This is a genomic window from Rhizobium zaerense (assembly GCF_051810725.1).
In the GTDB taxonomy this organism is placed as follows: domain Bacteria; phylum Pseudomonadota; class Alphaproteobacteria; order Rhizobiales; family Rhizobiaceae; genus Rhizobium; species Rhizobium leguminosarum_I.
This window is the reverse complement of sequence record NZ_CM132690.1, coordinates 2,069,969-2,085,510: the sequence shown is the minus strand read 5'-3', so window position 1 is coordinate 2,085,510 and position 15,542 is coordinate 2,069,969. Positions and strand designations below refer to the sequence as shown.

Below are 15,542 nucleotides of genomic sequence, written 5' to 3'. Positions count from 1 at the left end.
TTTCATAGCTTTGACGCGGCCAAAAAGAAGGCGTCGACCGCGGACGCCGTGAACCCCAATGCCGCGAAGCCGGCGGCCATCATTGGGCTGTCCTTGACAAAGGTGCCGCTGTATTCAAAGGCATCTTGGGTTTCGCCATCCTGCTGCGCCACCCATGCCTTGACCTGGTCGAGCAGGCCGGCACGCCGCAGCATCAGCCGGAATTGGCGCGCGGAAACCGAGGACACCATGACAGGAGCATTCAGGAACGCGATCACGGCGGGATCGCTGCCGAGTAGAAATTCCTCCGCAAGCCCGTCCTGATGTTGCTCATAGAGGCCGTCGATTGCACCTGTGGTCGATCGGGAAACGTAAGGCATTATGCGTTCCTCCCGCATGGGAAATAGAAACCATCGTTCCAAACCCACATATTGCCAGTGGCGCCAGACACTCGGCGGATCTGCTTGCTGGTGTTAGTCCAGATTTCGTCGGAGCCGACGGCATAGCCACTTGCGACCTGAATCGTGCCAACATTTCCGCCCGCATCATTGCCGCCAGCGACAAGAGTTCCTTGCGCCGGATCATGGAACAGGGCTGAGTTGGTTGTCGCGCTGGATGTAAACATAAACCGGAGGTTTGCTTTGACCTTCACCCCGTTCGGCACAGTGATCGCCAGCAGTGCCGAAGTCGTAGTAATAGTGGTGTTGGTGACCTCTGTGATCGGCCCAACAAAGGCGTATTCATGCCTCGGGTACATGATGAAAGGCCGGATAACCGAACTCGCATTGGTTAGCACCACGCCGATGCATTTGACGATGGTATAGCCGGCGAGCAGGGAGACATTGACGCCAGCGATCGTTGCCGAGGTTGAGAAGACAGCCTCAAAGCTCCCATCGGAAACCTTGCGTAGCGCATAAAGGAAATAGGTGCCGTTTGCCGCGACCGCACCGGTGTCAAGACCGCCGTTGCCGCTGCCGGCAACCCAGGTGCCGTTGATGCGCTTGGTCAGTGTTGCCAAGTTGGCGACAACCACAGATCCGACGCGCGCCTTCCCGGTTCCGATATCGACATGGGTGTTGGGATTGCCGGAGTTATTGCTTAGGAGAAGGTCTTCGATCCCGGACAGAAGCAGCGCCTTGGTCGCTGAGATATCAGTCTCAATTGCCGCAAGCGCGTTCTCGACGCTGCCAGCACCCCGCGAAATCTGAGCCGACGTGTAATCGCCACTCTGAGCGACTACAATCCCGGTTCGGCTATTGAACGAGCCGACGCCCGCGACGCCACCCAAAGCCCACTCCTGAGCCTTCCTCGCCCAATATTCGGACGCTCGCTTACCTGGAATGACATCAAGGTCGCCGTTCTCTGCCCACTTCGCTGCCAACGCCGCGGATGCCGCGGCGGATGCAGCATTTGCTTGAGCATTCCCGACATCCGTCGCAGTGAAAACGCCGCCTTCCTCGCCATAGGGAGCTTTATGGGCACGGCGATTTTCGCGCGCCGCTTCCTGCACCTCTGCCTCGATTGTGTCGAGCGCCAGATTTTGATCGGGAATGGGCAGCGGGCCGCCATTCACAAATCGCGATGACCGGCGCGGCGCTCTTTTGCCGAACACGATGACTTCGCCGGTAATTCCTGGAGAGAATACGGCTTTTGCATCCGTCGAGATCCCGGCGGCATAGGTCGCGCTGATCGTGAAATCGAAGCGCTCGATGCTATCGACTGTGACGCCGATATCGGAGCTATCGAAAACTGGGAAACCCGCCGCGAACTGCGTGGTCGCGGCGACTGGATTATAGGTCGAGATGCGATCGTCGGGCGTGGTGATGGACATGACCGGACAGTGCCGCTCGCGGCATTCCGCTGCAAAGCACAGGATTAGCAGTCATCCTGATTGAAGCTTCGCCAGGACATAGAGCCCGGTGCGCTGAAATGACTGGTGCAGCTGATCCTCATCACGGGCTTCCCTCGAGTTGATCGATGAGGCGTCGAAGGTTCTGCGCCGGCACCAAGCGGCGGATGCGGCGGGTATTGACTTCAAATCTTCCACCCTTGCGCGCACGCCCAGGTCAGGTGATGATAGTTAGCAGCATAAACTGTCGAGTGGAAACATTGTGATGGCGACGGATTGGGATGGACTGAGTCTAGAGGACCGAAAGCAAAGATTTGAAGAGAAAAAATGGGAGGACGAGAAGCAATTTCGTCAACGCGGGCCAGACTGGACTAGCCGTTTCTCTCCTTTGCTAGTTACAGTCATAACTGGAATGATCGCGCTTGCCGCGTCTGCGGTGGGTGCGCTTATCCAAGGAAGCAACACTCTCAATCTCGAAAGAGAAAAATTCTCATATACTCAAACAACGGAAAAAGAGAAGTTCGATTACACTCGAACCATGGAAAAGGAGAAGTTTGACGCGTCACAGCAACTTGAGAAAAGCAAACAACAGCATGAACTCGTGCTGAAAATGATCAGTGTAGGTGATGAATCGCAGGCGAAAAGAAATATCAGGTTTCTCGCGGAATCGGGCCTAATTTCTGATCAGGTCCTCGCTAAGAAATTGCTGGACGTGAACGTCACGGGCGTTCTACCTGCCTCTGTCGATAATTCCGCGGCCGGGCAGGTGAGTTCATCGGTTGGCTCTGCGAAGTTATTGGCGCTTATATCACCAGCCGCACTCGACCTCATAGTGCGCTTTGAAACAGGGCCGGACTACTACGAGAAGAACCTTTCGCATCCGTTTCTTTCAGGGAGCATGGGGTCAGGCGTAACGATCGGCATCGGATACGATCTGGGCTATGCGAGCGCTGCGAAAATGCGCAGTGATTGGCAAGGGTTACTTCCAGATGATGTCATAGACAGACTCTCCAATGCTGTTGGCGTAGTCGGTCCCGCTGCAGAGCTTATGGCAACTCAATTGAAGGACATCACGATCCCCTGGAACGCGGCGCTTTCGCAATTTCAGACTAGGACGCTACCACCGATCATCGATCAGCTACAGAGTTCGCTTCAAAACTTTGGTGATCTGCCTCCCGACAGCGCGGGGGCTCTCGTCGCTTTGGCCTTCAACAGAGGCACAACAACATTCACAAGGACGGGAGACACGAATGCTGAAATGCGAGAAATCGCACAATTGATGGCTGAGAGAAGATTTGCGGAAATTCCATCTCAGATACGCTCGATGAAACGTTTGTGGCCGTCGATGCCTGGTCTTCAACAGCGGCGGGAGTTAGAGGCCACTCTTTTTGAGAAGGGATTACGTTGACGCCTTGGCTATACTATCTCGGTGGGCCTGGAGTTGAACTCCCCTAAGGCAATTTCGGAAGGCGTTGCGGCAGTCCATCACCAGGCGCCCACCAGAAGGTTTGTCCGAAGTCTTTCTTCATCCGCTTTTCGTAGCGATTGAACGATTGTCGGTAATTCGGATCGATCATTGCCTGGATGTTATCGAAGATGAGCCGATCGGTTGCCGCCTTCGTGTACCAGAGCGACGAGCCAGGCGTCCAAGCCTTGAGGTGATCGGCAAGGGTTTTTCCCTTGAGTTCTCCGTTCCCTGCGATCGTCTGGGCAAGATCTCCAGCGCCAGCAATGAGCGCCCCCGGAGCGGGACCGGCAAGATACTGCGTGATGCCTTCCTTGCCTCGGGTCGTCGACGAATAGACGAAATCGGCGAGCATGCCGCCGCCACCGCCGCGAATGAAGGATTGCATCCAGAACTTGGGATCCGCCATACTCTGAGGGTCGCGACCAGCGATGATACTCTGCATCTGCGAAGTGACCGCGCCCGCAATCGTCATCGTGATTAGAAGCTGCGTAGTTCGGTACGCGCGGTTCGACATGCTGCCCTGCGTGAGGCCGCGCATCAGGTGCGTCATCATAAACGTCATTGGGAACGATTTGAACTGAGTGGCCGATCGGACAGCTTCACCGATCACGGTACCGCGCTGCAGGCCAAGGGACATTTTTCCCCGGATGCGGGCATCGGGCTCGACCACGGCGAAGTGACGCTCGTCGATGATGGCCGACATCAGCCGGTCGGCGAGGCGCTGATCCTCGACGCCGTTCACATCGAAGAACTTCGCCCCTTCTGCCTCGATATGAGGCGAAACCCGCAGCTTGTCCCAGTCGCCGGCATTGAAACCGTAGCGGTCGAGGAAGCCACGGAATACCGGATCCAGATCCTCGAACTTGTTTTCGGTCTGCCTTGCGATCATGCCCATGAATTCCATGGAGAACGCGCGCTTGAGACCTTCGGTCCACGTGTTGATACCGGTGACACGCATAAGGCCATCAGCAATGCGGCCGGTGATGCCTTGCCCGATCACCTCGTCATCGAAGCGCTTGGTTCCGATCGCGGTATCGAGCACCGTCGCCGCCGTAAGATTGAGCTGCCGTGCCAGTTCTTCCGCGCCATGGCGGTTCGTGGTCAGGTCGGTGACCAGCCTGGAAAGCACCGCCGCCGCCGGCACGTTGTTGTAGTTCGATGCGAGGATGGCGGTCATGGAGTCGCCCGGCAGCGCCGAGATGGTTGCCGATCCGAGCCGAGAAGCAGTCATGAGGTTGCGCATGCCGCCGCCGATACCGGCGATCAGATCGCTCTGCGCCACGCCGAGGCGGCCTGAAAGAGCATCGAACGTCCGCTGCACCGAGACCGGATTATTCATCGTGGTCCAGTCCACCAGCTTTCCGACGTTGCCCTTTTGAGCGAAATCATCACGAGCTGCCTGAATGAGCTTGTTGAAGGTGCCCTCATAATTTGGCCCGAGCACCTCGACGAAGGCGATCTCTTTCGCCATCGCCTGGACGTGCCCCATCATGGTGTTGAAGAGGCCGCCCGAGCCGACGCCATATTTCTGCATCAGCCGCTTATAGGTGTCCGGATTCTCGAACCGGAAGACGCGGAGCTGATTGGAGAAGCCGCCGGCGCCGGAGCCTTGCCCTTTGCCGATCGTGATATCGTTGAAGGCGTTGGCGATGATGCCCGGCACCGCAGCTTTCGGCGCCTCGCCATGCCCGGCCTTGTCCATGACCTTGAGGTTCCCGCCCTCGTATTCCGTCATCAGGTCGTTGATGAAGGTCCGCTCGCCAATGTTCTTGACCTGCTTCGCGTCCCAGCTTTGAGGCAGCCGCCAATCCTCCAGCACCGAAAGCGGCTTGCCTTCCCGCTTCACACGATCGACCGCATATTTCGCTGTCTCGCTGAACGCCTGCGCCGCAGCCTTGGCATCAGCGTCCCCAGAGTCGACGCCGTAGATCTCGTCAACGACGTTCCAGATGGATTCGGTGTCCTGCCTGAGCCCGGCCATGGTGGAGCGGTATTTGTCCATTGTGCCGTTCATGATGCCGAGCAGCTTTTTCGTCACCGACTCCGCATGGCTTTCGATGTTGATGGCATCCTTCGTGGCCGCCCCGCCTTCCCAGTTGTCGCGCACCAGCGCCGACATCAGGCCGGTTGACTTGCCTTTCGGGTGGAGCTCCATGCGGTTCGCGATCTCGGATTGACGGATCGCCTGTTTCGCCGCCATCAGCTTCCGCTCTTGCGCCGCCTGCATCATCACCCGGGCCGCCTCGAGCGCGCCGGCAGCATCAGCAGAGGCAGGCCCCATCGATGGATAGAGCCGGCCCTGAATGCCTTCGTGGAGCGCCAGCGCGTCATCTGCCGCTTTCTGGCTGATCCGGTTCGCCTGGACGAGACGCGCGAGGCAGTTCTGTATGCTCATGACCTTTTCCTATCGAATTGGGCTGGCGATTTCATCGTCGATCGGGTTTGCATCGATCGTTGGCGGGCTCTTGCCCTTCGCTGCACCGATGCGGATCACGTAGCCCGGCGTCACGTTCACCGTGTTGTTCACCTGGACGTTGACCTGTGTTTCCGGGCGATCGAACGCGAGGGTCTCCGCCGCCTTCAGCCTGACGTTTTGGCCGGCCGCGGTCGCCTTGAGGGCGCTATCGTCGCGGATCTGCGCGATGGTCCGGATGCTGGCGGCGCGCTCGCCGTTCCGATAAGCCGCAAGCTGCTTTTGATAGAAATGCTCCACCGCCGGCTTCAACAGTGCGGCGCGAAGCGCGCGCCCGGATATGCCTGCAGCGCCAGCGGCGTCTTCCATTTTGACAATGGCGCCCGGATCATCCTTTTTGCCGAAGATGAGAAGCTCGATCGCTGTCATCACCGTCGGCGTCAGCCCCGAGCCGCGCCCGGACTGCTTATGACGGCCACGCTTCGACGCCTCACGGGCCTTGGCGGCCACCAACGCAGTCGGGCTGTTGTCGTGACGGACTGCCATCGGGCGTCACTCCGCCGCCAGCCAGGCCGACAACGTGATCGAGGGAGTGGTGCCCCCAAGCAGCGCGTAGAGCTGGAGATACCGGAACAGGAACTGCCCGCGGAGGTTCGTCACCGGCACCACGAAGCGGCCCGACAAGCGACCGGAGGGCGGCATCGAGTTCGACGCCGGCGCCACCGTCGGCAGCAGCCGGCCCGCTGACGCCGCGGCGAAGTCTTGGGTCGCCAAGATCTCCACGTTGCCATTGCCGAAAGCGGCGTCATTCGACCCGAGCAGCATCAGCCGGTACGTCTCATCATTCGACGACAGATCGAGGGCGGACAGTTCGAGCGAGAGCCGGCCTTCCCATAAGCCGTTTCCGATGTCGACCTGCGTCTGTGTGTTGTTCACATAGCCGGAGGCGGTCAGCGTCTGACCAGCCGCGAAGGCCGTGGCGACGTCGAGCGGAACCGCGCGGTGCGGGAGGACCGACGGGAGGGGCGAAGGGTTCGACAGGGGCATTGGGAATTCCTCGTGATGGTGAAAAAATTCAAGCCCGGGTGTTCGGGTAAGTGCGAGGCGCGTGTGAGGGTGGAACTGGGAATTTACCGCCGAGTTTTGCCCCCACCCCCCCTCGCTGTGGAGCGATGACAGGAAGAAGGGGGTGGGGGCCGCTCGACGGACACCAGTCCGCCACAGCAAGCGCCACGATGGCTAAGCCGGTGACCGGATAAGCAGCTTCCCGTTCACCTGGTCGGCGGCGCGTTCTCTCACGGCTGCCGATGCTGCCTGGCGCTCTTCCGCCTTCTGCAGGTCATAGGCACGCCGTTGCCCGGCGCTCCACGGCTCAAGAGACCATTCGTCGGGGTGATTGGCAGCGGCGGCTTTCGCATCGATTTCGGGAAGATCGGCGACATCGCCATTGCGATGATATGCGGGCACTTTGGGCAGCATTTGAGAGGCTCCGGTTGTGAGTTCGCGGTCTCTCCGGCCATCGCTCCGGCGAAAAACGTCACTGATCCTAGCTGGTTTGTTGCCCTCACGTTGCCCAAAGGCTTCAGAGCGGCGCTTCATCAAGCATGATCAACGACTCTATATTCCTGATTTTCAACGACTTTGCAACATGAATGCCGAAACAGACCAAGCGGTTATAGGCTCTCCTCTTCCGTAGTAGATGCGGCACCTGAAATGCTGGGGCTCGCTCCCCTGCCCGCTCAAGACACCACCTGCTGCTCTTCAACCATCGCCTTTCGACGGTATTCACTGAAGGAGATGACGTTGCTGTCAACCGGTCGCGGATCTTCCCTCCTCAGCATCTCCTCGCGCTCGAGACGGGCATAGACGGCTCTGACAATGTCGGGTGGAAAGCAATCTTCAAATCTGGTCATTTCGTTTTCTCCATCGCTTGAGAGTTTACGACCCGAAGGTCGGATGTCGATCTGGATCGACTAGGCCCGGCCCGGCTATGAGGGCCATGTTAGTACGGGGGTATAGGTATTCATTGATCCCACCTTGATATCCCCTTGATCCTACCTTGATACTACTTTGATACCGGAATCCTCGACCGTGGCCGCCATCTCGTCGAAGGCCAGCGCGGTCTTTCTCCACTCATTAGCTTTGGCCAACCATTCGCTGGTGCGGGCGGTTTGAGGCCGGTATTTCATTCGGGCGATGCCGATCAATTCGACGTCCGGCCGAAGCTTCGAGACAGGGATGAGCATTGTCGTACGTTCATCATCGAAGAATGGCGCCATGCGCCGCCCTGCCCCGATCGCGGCGATCGTGATGGCCTTCTCGCCGTCCTCGCCGTTGGCCCACGGAAGCGGGTGAATGACTTCGGCATCATCGCCATCGCTCTCGACGAGGTGGGCGACGAACTCCACCAAGCCAGCGCTTAGGAGCATGTTCCACGCATCCCAGAAGCCTCCCTCAAACCAGAACGGGGCGTTTTTGTATGTCTGACTTCCTGTCGTCGGATCCGGCTTAAAAGCCCACACCACATAGATGCCATGCCGGCCGATCTCTCGGCGCGAGAACGGCTGGCGGATGCCAATGCCGCGATGCCATTCGACCCCGCCGCAGTCGGCCAAGTCATGGTAGAAATACAGGTCGATGAACAGGCGGAGAGCCTTGAGGTTCTGTGACTGCCGAAGCAGCTTCACGGGCGGCGTCTCGTCGGCAGCACCTTCGACAAGTGCATTGGGAAGCCATATCCATTGTGGATTTTCCAGCTCCTCCAGTGCCTCGTGGTATTTTTTCCTGGCGCGGCGCGCCGGCGTGATCGTCTTCGCGACAACGGCCGGCACCTCGTTGGCAGGCTTCAGAAAGTAGCTTCGCCTCTTGCCGCGCTTCTCAACGGTCATCAGGCCGGCGCCAACCAGGTTGTCGATTGCGCCGGTGGCCCGGCGATGATGCATTCCCGTTCGAGCCTCGATCGAGGTGGCCGACCAGCTTGATGTTCGCTGATCCCCGCCGGTACCGCTGGCGATGACGAGGTAGGCGACCGCCTCATTCAGTCCCAGATCGCATGCAGCGCCCCAGCAGCGCCGATCGACAGCAAAGAAGGGCGCCCGGCTCATACCGGCCTCCCGCAGCGTTTGCAGAGCACCGGATCGGCCGGCACGATCGTTTGGCGCGCGCGGAACTGAAGCCGGCAAGTGGGGCACTGAAACAAACGGGTGATCATCGTCACCGCATCGAGGAGGCTGTTGGCCTCGTTTCGGAGATCGGCGCGGGAAGTGTTCGAGCGCCGCGGCGCGCCGTCGAGTGGCAGCCCGCCCTTGGCTGGCTCATACCCTCGCCTCGCAACACTCTCCCGGCTCTTGAGCTTAGAGAAGTCGCGCCTGGTCATCGCGCAACCCTATCACGCTCATCCACTCGAGATCTCATCCACTCGTCCACCTCGCTTTCCAGCCAGGCGTTACGAGACGGAGACGTTTTGATTGGCTTGGGAAACTGACCCTTCTTGATCAGCCGCCAAAGGGTGGCTCTCGATATCGATACGCCCTTCGCCTTCAGCTCTTCCGAAGAGATGAACCGCATTGCTTGCCTCAACTTTTGCTGCGCAATGCGACGGCATCGCGCTCAAGCCAAACTCCGCGGGCACCTCCTGTTGTGAACTTCGATGAAACTCAGTGAGATCGTGTGAAACATCAGCCCTGAAAATCACACTTCGTCACCGGCCCTTTTCTCGAATGTGACGACATTTTCAGGACCAGTTGGCGCCACGATTTGCTTCAAGGCTACAGCCCAGCGCTGAAGAGCTTCACGCATCTCGGGTTCGAATTCGTATTGGTCATAGACACGCCGCAGGCCGGTCTTGCCGTGACCGATCACCATCTCAGCAACGTCCGAATTCACACGGAGACCAGAGAGGCGCGTGCGCACCGTCCGGCGGATATCGTGGAAAACCCACTCAGGAAGTTCTGCATCCGGGTCGGCCTTGCGCAGCTCGGCAAGCATCGCAGCGTCCAAGGTTTCTTTTGCTCGACTGAAGCCGTTGATCGGCTTCAATCCCATTGTCGTGCTGAAAAGAAACTTGCCTGTTTTCTCGCCTTTGTACCGAGGCAAGGAACTCAGAATCGCCTGAACATCATCGGCGATAGGAACTATGTGCGACTGACCGGATTTGAAGCGCTCCTCAGGAACCGTCCAGAGCGCCCTATTGGCCCCCGCAAATTCCGGCCACTCCGCTTCGGCAACCTCAGCTTTCCGCTGGCCTGTCAGCATGAGCATCTTGTAAAATGGGCCCAGCGGGTAAGACGTTGCGTCCGCCGCCGCCCAATAGGCGCGGATCTCATCATCGGTCAGAACGCGTGTGCTGACCGTCTTCGTGAGCTTGAAGTGCTTCGGCTGCAGATGCTGTGTCGGATTCGCCGTGAGGCCGTATCCCTGGCGGCGCTCCGGCCACATCGCCCAGGAGAAAATCGCCTTGACGTGCCCCCAGACATTATAGGCCATGCCCGGTGCCGGCCGATCGCGAATGGCGCCGATCAGCTCTGCGATATCCGCATCGGTGACTTCGGGAATCGGCTTCTTCAAGAATTTGTTGCGCTTCGGGTCGAGTAGTTCGCGCCGGATCTCTTTCTCGTCCTGCGCAGCATGGCGATTCCTCTTCCTTGTGGGGATATCGGCAAGATAATCCAACGTCACCCGCTCGAACGTGTTTTCACGCTTGCGAGCTTCCGCCTCCCTCTCCTTCTGCTCTTCCGCCTTCGGATCGATGCCACGGGTAATGAGCTGCAACCACTTCCGGGCAGTCTCGCGTGCGCCCTCCAGCGTCACGGCGCCATATTCGCCGATCGCTCGACGCGTCGGATTCGAGCTTCCCGGAAATCGGGCAACCAGCACGAATGTCTTCGTTCCCTTGTCGGTCACACGGACCGCGAGACCCGGCGTTATGCCGTCGGAGATGTCGTACCGCTCTCCCTTGGGTGCAGCCTTGAGGGCTTGGAGCCGTTTATCGGTCAGATTTTCGCGGGGCAACAGCAATCTCCATTGGGGCAACGTCGGGGCAACAGAATGCGCGAGATCTGGTGAAACATCGCGATACGCAGTGAAACACCACCGCCCGGATAAATCAAGATTTTCAGTGGGATGTTGTGAAGACTGAAACGCGGTGCTACACGATGAAACAGAACCACCTACGGCTCATAACCGCTTGGTTGGGGGTTCGAGTCCCTCCGGGCCCACCATTCCTCTTGTATCAATCCAGCCGGTGTAGCCGGGCGCAAATCCCGGAATTTTGATACCAGGTTTCGGAATTTTCCGTTTCAAAAAAGCATTCGAATGTCTTGTCCTGAGCCGCACAAACCGCCCTTCGCCGGGCGTACTCATTTCTGGTGAAGATCTGGGTGCGTCGATCCCGGCACGCTCGTTCGCAAGGAATGCTGCGGAAACCCACAGGTCTTCTCAAACTTTCCCCGATGGTCGAAAGGATTGTCGGATGCACGCCATCCGCTTCCAGACGTCACCTCCGAGTTCGGTAACCGATTCCACAGATGCATTAGGCCTTCGGCGTCCGGTCCGGTAATCGCGAAGTCAATATATTTAAGTTTGTCGATCAACTTCGTCACATCGGGATGGTCAAATGAATGTATCTCGAGCTTATGGGCAAATTTGTTCCGGATCTCAGCTATTAGCTTCAAGGCTTTGCGGGCGCCTGATCCGACTATGCCCAACGCAAAAGCGATATCCACTCTTGCAGTGAAAGTGTTGAGCGGCCCATACCGCATCGGGTCGAATAGACGATCAATAATCTCTGGATCAGAATGCCGCCCAGGGAAATAGCGTTCAATTGCCGAACGCAAGAGCTCCTCGACGACGGTTACGTGAACAATAGCAATCGAGCGGTCCGCCTCGCGGCGAGCCTGTCTCATCGCTTCGCCTTGAGAGACGACTGCATCGTAGGCTGCCTCTCCTCCCCAGGCCACGATCATTGCGTTTCTTACTTTGGCTTGAAGTGCTTCAGACCAAGCCCTTTGCTCTTCAATCGACCAGATTGGCGGCTGAGGCTGCTCACTTTCTTCACCACGCGCTAAACGTTCTGCGTGCTTTAGGAGTGCTGCCTGCAGGCGTGCTATCTCATCGTCCATTTCGACGAGCCGTGCGGCTGTAACCTTTGTCATTGAAGCAACCCGAGCGACTTAGCTGCGGCCTTTGTGATCGTGCACAGCGGCGCGTTCAATTTCGCCATCAACGTCACACTAGTACGAATGAACTGCAGTGCCTCCGGATTCAATAGTTTATTTGTCAACGTACTTTTCCAAAGCATTCTGGTCGATACCGTAAGCGCAGGGGTCAGCATGAGCGATGATCTGCGCGAGGCCGCCAGCAAGTTCCTGTCCGTAAGGTCCAATCGGCCGCTGCCTCACTGCTCCATACTGATAACGCGACGGCCAAAACCCCGATATCCCGCTAACGCGTAATTACCCTCAAAGATCAACTCTTTCGCGTTGTACCAACTCCGCTGGAAGTGTAATAGGTCAATTCGACGGGCGTAATTTAGCATCCACTGATATCTGCAGAATTTCCCTGTCGCAGGTTGTTCTCCCCATAAACTCAAGTTCTCTACTGGTTGGAAGGACTTGCGACAGGCCTTCTGCCTTGTTTTCCAAAGCCCTGTTCGTTGCCGCTTGCTGTTCTTTTGCCGTGGAACCCAAGGGGTTCAATGCGACCTAACCCCGTGCGCGCCGGATATGGCATCCGAGCCTGACGGCGCCTTCTGCCAATGCAAGCTGCTGGCGCCGATGGCGGATGTCCTCGAGCAGAGTGCCTATTCGGCCGCCTTATCTCCTTTGCGAAAGGCTACTACCTCGGCGAATTCGTCGCCGGCCGGGCTTGACCTTCGCTCTGGATTGATGGCCGCACCCATGAGCCTCCTACTGCTCCAGATCGGCAATCGACCGGGGTGAATGGGACTCCTTCGACAGGCTGCGGCTCCCCATATCGTCGTTGTCCAATCAAACGACATCTGTAGGCGTGGCCGAGGCAACCTTGATCCGCATCTTTCGGCACGGCGTGTTGTCAGAAGGGAGAGCGGAGCCGCCGGCTGCAGGCAGTTGGCCGCAATCGCCCAACTGCAATCTCCGCTCGCTCGGTCTATGGAAGGCCAGTCATGGATTGGGCCATAGGGGCGATATGGCGCAAAACATCGGCTGCCGCCATGACAGCATCTGATGAAGGGGTGGTGGGCACCGGGCACGCGAAAGGCGCTTTATAGATCCTCGCGGATAGAAAAAACGTAGTTGTAAGGCGTTCCGGAAGAGCCCTTCTGGACCTCGTCGATCGACAGGGAACGAAATTTTCGATCTTTCAGGCAATAGGCAGAATATCCGAACGGCTTAAGATAATCGATCACACTGGCGACGGCGTTGGGTCGATGCCGGTCTTCCGCTTCGATGAGCAGGTTTGGGTGATCCCGGTGCAATATAGCCTCCGCGCCTTCGAGCACTTTTAGTTCGTGCCCTTCAACGTCGATCTTAATGAAGCCTACAGTGTCGAACTCATAGCTATCCAAGCGCCGGGTTGGAACGGAAATTTCTTCGACACTTTGCGTCGATAGCGTATTCTGCTCCTCAATCGTGGCGCAGCCATCCATGAGCTGATCACTGGGGATCCGCATCGTTGCAACGCCAGCGCTGTCGGACAGTGCGACCTGCTCGACCCGAACCGACGAACCAAGCGCAGCCTTCAGAAAAGCGACCATGTTAGGCTGGGGTTCGAAGGCGACGACATCGCGCGCATACTTGGACAGGAACCAAGAATAGACACCGTAGTTCGCACCTATATCGATTGCAGTCTGGCCCCGACGGCATAATCTATCGAGGATCCGAAGCTCGGGCTCACCATGGCGCCATTCTCGTGAAGCGCGCGTCCATAGCCTGAACCGAGGTGGAGCAATATTGGCGATATGAAGCATGTAGGCTCCCGGTAACTCGAACGCATGCGCTATCCGCTCGTCGAGCGGCGTGACCCTATTTTTCCATCTTCGGTGAATTGGCAACCAGTGGCTAGATCATCGATAGTTGATGCCTTGCGCGGCCATTTCGCCACGCCTAGTTCTTTAGGTGAAGCCGACTTAGCCGTGGATCCCTTCTGTAGGCGTTGCCATGCAACCATGATCGCGGCAGCGAGCGCTGACGAAGGGGGTTTCAGCCAATAACAAAATCTTGATCGACAACGATAGTGATCAGGACGTCCCATGGCCCTACTTGCCAGGATTATACGGACACTTTGGACAGTGAGGGGTGAGGAAATGCTTCAAACTCGCAAACTATTGGAGGCCATGACCGCCGTCTTCGTCATTGCCATGTCGGCATCGGCCTGCAGCACGAGCCCAAACGACTCGATGCAAACGGGCTCGATCGGCTATACCGCTCATAGCGCTGACTTTGCCCTTCGGCCCGCCTGCCGCGATGGATTCGGCAATGATCGCCCATGCAGCTACTAGCGCCGGGAAATTAGAAGTCTGATTGAATCACACGGCTTCGTCCGGCGGCATCATGCCCGATCGGCGCAGATTTCTAATAGCTACAAGAACGTCCATCGCTCGGCCTGAACCCACCCCCACAGGCCGGATTAAGCGGCTGGCTCTCATAGTAACCGCCGCCGATCGACGACGTCTGGTCGAGGCTTCCGGACGAAGTGCAAGCCGAAATGATCGTGGCAAGAATGATCAGCGTTCCGGTCGCGATAAATGCGAAAAATCGGTTCATCTGAGCTTCTCCTTCGGAAGGGCATAGTTTTACCCCAAGCGGGCAATCTACCACGCCAGGGCGGATACAGACGAGGATTTATAGCGCCCGACCGCTCTCGGCGGCCCCTTCTAACGCCAATGTGATCACCTTTTAGGCCAGCCCCGCCCGAGCCATGCACCGTCACATAACTGTCATGCAAAATTGCACATTGTTATGGCAGCCTGGGCAAAATATATGCTGCCGGCTAACAAAAAAAAGAATGAGTAAACTGCCATGAGTGCCATACAGAAACTTTTCAACCGCAATCTCCTCACCCGTTTCGTCGCCGGTCTCGGTGCTGTTCCCCAGCGTATTCGGAACGCCCGCGAAGAGCGCAAGCCCGCCATCCATCCATCTTTCATGGACGATTTCGGCGCCTAGTCGGACGATTGGCGATCAGCTGACCCGCGTCCCGCGATAGCGATCTCACATGTCACCCCAAATGACATCAGATGTTGAAGCCGTCTGCGGCTCCTGATCAGTCCGCGGCGGAAAATTCCTTCCGGAACCAAATCCGGTCAACGGGCCGGCCTCCCGCATGCCCGCTGACCCTGCCGAATTTGACATATCCGAGCCTCGGATAGAAGTCCGGGGCCTGGGTCGAGAGCGTGTCGACGCAGGCCATGAGGGCGGCGCGGCGGCGGCCCTCTTCTTCCGCCGCCGCCATCAGCTTCCTGCCGATGCCGCTCAGGCACAGCGATTTTGCGACCCACAGATTGCCGATGAAAAGAACCGAGATGGAAACAGCCGCGTTATCCCGCCGGCAAGCTCTCCACTCTCCCGCCAGACGATGGCGAAGGCCCCCCGTCTGATCTCAGCGCTCTCGTTGAAGGCACTTATGCCGTCGGAAATCGCGGTGGCGATCTCGGCCGGGACGGGATCGAACGTTTCGAACAGTGCCTCCTCGTCGTCGATGGTCGCCATATGATAGCGAGCCGTCGGTTCCGGTCCAGCCGTTTCGGCTCGGCGGACGTCCTTGGGGCTTAGGCTCCAACGCGGGCATCTCACACATTTTTCTCTCGCTGCGCATGCGCCTGTCTTTTCCGCCGCAATAGCTTCACAATCAACCGG

Annotated in this window: 16 protein-coding genes and 1 pseudogene; 3 read left to right on the top strand and 14 right to left on the bottom strand. The window is 58.0% G+C overall.

The annotated features are described in order from the left end of the window. Positions 1–2: 2 nt before the first annotated feature. Complete coding sequence (locus ACS4RR_RS09925) at positions 3–359, bottom strand: hypothetical protein (RefSeq protein ID WP_456190030.1); 357 nt, start codon at positions 357–359, stop codon at positions 3–5. Beyond that, the gene (locus ACS4RR_RS09920) at positions 359–1,810 is read right to left on the bottom strand and encodes a hypothetical protein (protein WP_456190029.1); all 1,452 of its coding nucleotides are present in this window, start codon (positions 1,808–1,810) and stop codon (positions 359–361) included. Before ACS4RR_RS09920 ends, ACS4RR_RS09925 begins: the two co-directional genes overlap by 1 nt. A gap of 283 nt (positions 1,811–2,093) precedes the next feature. Between ACS4RR_RS09920 and ACS4RR_RS09915 the strand changes: the two genes are divergently transcribed. Beyond that, complete coding sequence (locus ACS4RR_RS09915; protein ID WP_456190028.1) at positions 2,094–3,236, top strand: lysozyme family protein; 1,143 nt, start codon at positions 2,094–2,096, stop codon at positions 3,234–3,236. Positions 3,237–3,279: 43 nt separating this feature from the next. On the opposite strand, the gene ACS4RR_RS09910 is transcribed toward ACS4RR_RS09915, so the two are convergent. The 10 genes from ACS4RR_RS09910 to ACS4RR_RS09865 all read right to left on the bottom strand — a co-directional run bounded on the left by ACS4RR_RS09910 (position 3,280) and on the right by ACS4RR_RS09865 (position 13,654). Beyond that, on the bottom strand, positions 3,280–5,691 hold the full coding sequence (locus ACS4RR_RS09910) for a hypothetical protein (RefSeq protein ID WP_456190027.1): 2,412 nt from the start codon (positions 5,689–5,691) through the stop codon (positions 3,280–3,282). Between the two features lie 9 nt (positions 5,692–5,700). Beyond that, the gene (locus ACS4RR_RS09905; RefSeq protein ID WP_456190026.1) at positions 5,701–6,219 is read right to left on the bottom strand and encodes a hypothetical protein; all 519 of its coding nucleotides are present in this window, start codon (positions 6,217–6,219) and stop codon (positions 5,701–5,703) included. A 42-nt stretch (positions 6,220–6,261) separates the two neighbouring features. Continuing rightward, entirely contained in the window at positions 6,262–6,756 is a 495-nt protein-coding gene (locus ACS4RR_RS09900; protein ID WP_130794516.1) for a hypothetical protein, read from the bottom strand. A 192-nt stretch (positions 6,757–6,948) separates the two neighbouring features. Beyond that, entirely contained in the window at positions 6,949–7,188 is a 240-nt protein-coding gene (locus ACS4RR_RS09895) for a hypothetical protein (protein ID WP_130763670.1), read from the bottom strand. 260 nt (positions 7,189–7,448) lie between these two features. Beyond that, positions 7,449–7,622 (bottom strand): hypothetical protein, encoded by a 174-nt coding sequence (locus tag ACS4RR_RS09890; RefSeq protein WP_168306749.1) that lies wholly within the window; start codon positions 7,620–7,622, stop codon positions 7,449–7,451. A gap of 141 nt (positions 7,623–7,763) precedes the next feature. Then, positions 7,764–8,813 (bottom strand): hypothetical protein, encoded by a 1,050-nt coding sequence (locus ACS4RR_RS09885; protein WP_456190025.1) that lies wholly within the window; start codon positions 8,811–8,813, stop codon positions 7,764–7,766. A gap of 268 nt (positions 8,814–9,081) precedes the next feature. Beyond that, positions 9,082–9,276 carry a helix-turn-helix transcriptional regulator gene (locus ACS4RR_RS09880; RefSeq protein ID WP_456190024.1) on the bottom strand — a complete coding sequence of 65 codons (195 nt, stop codon included), beginning with the start codon at positions 9,274–9,276 and terminating at the stop codon, positions 9,082–9,084. 123 nt (positions 9,277–9,399) lie between these two features. Beyond that, complete coding sequence (locus tag ACS4RR_RS09875) at positions 9,400–10,719, bottom strand: tyrosine-type recombinase/integrase (protein ID WP_456190023.1); 1,320 nt, start codon at positions 10,717–10,719, stop codon at positions 9,400–9,402. Between the two features lie 347 nt (positions 10,720–11,066). Further along, on the bottom strand, positions 11,067–11,861 hold the full coding sequence (locus ACS4RR_RS09870) for a hypothetical protein (protein WP_456190022.1): 795 nt from the start codon (positions 11,859–11,861) through the stop codon (positions 11,067–11,069). A 1,088-nt stretch (positions 11,862–12,949) separates the two neighbouring features. Then, the gene (locus tag ACS4RR_RS09865; RefSeq protein ID WP_260109092.1) at positions 12,950–13,654 is read right to left on the bottom strand and encodes an FkbM family methyltransferase; all 705 of its coding nucleotides are present in this window, start codon (positions 13,652–13,654) and stop codon (positions 12,950–12,952) included. Between the two features lie 336 nt (positions 13,655–13,990). Between ACS4RR_RS09865 and ACS4RR_RS09860 the strand changes: the two genes are divergently transcribed. Further along, positions 13,991–14,185 (top strand): hypothetical protein, encoded by a 195-nt coding sequence (locus ACS4RR_RS09860; RefSeq protein ID WP_017965184.1) that lies wholly within the window; start codon positions 13,991–13,993, stop codon positions 14,183–14,185. A 73-nt stretch (positions 14,186–14,258) separates the two neighbouring features. On the opposite strand, the gene ACS4RR_RS09855 is transcribed toward ACS4RR_RS09860, so the two are convergent. Further along, complete coding sequence (locus ACS4RR_RS09855) at positions 14,259–14,450, bottom strand: hypothetical protein (protein WP_260109093.1); 192 nt, start codon at positions 14,448–14,450, stop codon at positions 14,259–14,261. 255 nt (positions 14,451–14,705) lie between these two features. Between ACS4RR_RS09855 and ACS4RR_RS09850 the strand changes: the two genes are divergently transcribed. After that, the gene (locus ACS4RR_RS09850) at positions 14,706–14,852 is read left to right on the top strand and encodes a hypothetical protein (RefSeq protein WP_003541569.1); all 147 of its coding nucleotides are present in this window, start codon (positions 14,706–14,708) and stop codon (positions 14,850–14,852) included. A gap of 97 nt (positions 14,853–14,949) precedes the next feature. On the opposite strand, the pseudogene ACS4RR_RS09845 reads toward ACS4RR_RS09850, so the two are convergent. Further along, positions 14,950–15,395, bottom strand: a pseudogene (locus tag ACS4RR_RS09845) (GNAT family N-acetyltransferase). Positions 15,396–15,542 lie beyond the last annotated feature (147 nt).